Raw genomic sequence first — 508 nt, forward strand, 5'->3', positions numbered from 1 at the left:
ACAGTTTGCGGTATGGTAATTATAGTCTGCTACAATAGGTACTTTATTCGCATTTTGCACCACTATGTCTCTAGTTTTTTTTTTTTCAAGCAGAAGACGGCATACGAGATAAGGGGAAAGCGGTTCTCCGGCAGCGCCGCTTACGGTGACGTCGTTTATCTCCGCTTCAGGGGGCGCCTCGGAAAAAGCCCGCGGAGAGCCGCTTTCCCCGCGGGCTTCTTTTGCTTCCATTTTTTATTCTTCTGTGTCCAAAGTCGGCGGGTCTGTGACCCGCAAAAGCGCCAGCCCCTTCACGTTGATAAGCGGGAACGGCTTTGACTTCACGAACAGGTCTGTCCCGCGCTGGTCGTGCCGCACCTTGGTGAACGCGTAGAGCGGAACCGCCGCGCGCTGCACGACGTCGTCTATCTTCATAAAGTACAGCGCCTGCCCCGCGTCTTTCGCCCGCGCGATAAGCTCGTTGTCGCCGAGCATCCGCTTCACCGTCGGCGTGCCGGACACGTCATCT

At 55.9% G+C, this 508-nt stretch carries 2 protein-coding genes; both read right to left on the reverse strand.

All coding sequences use genetic code 11. The annotated features are described in order from the left end of the window. Window positions 1–231, reverse strand: a 231-nt coding sequence (locus AWU74_RS14330) for a hypothetical protein (protein ID WP_238580258.1), incomplete at its 3' end; no start/stop codon positions are given. Window positions 232–234: 3 nt separating this feature from the next. After that, a partial coding sequence (locus AWU74_RS12115; protein ID WP_187150956.1) for a hypothetical protein occupies window positions 235–508 on the reverse strand: 274 nt, incomplete at its 5' end.

It is taken from the genome of Treponema endosymbiont of Eucomonympha sp. (genome assembly GCF_001028545.1).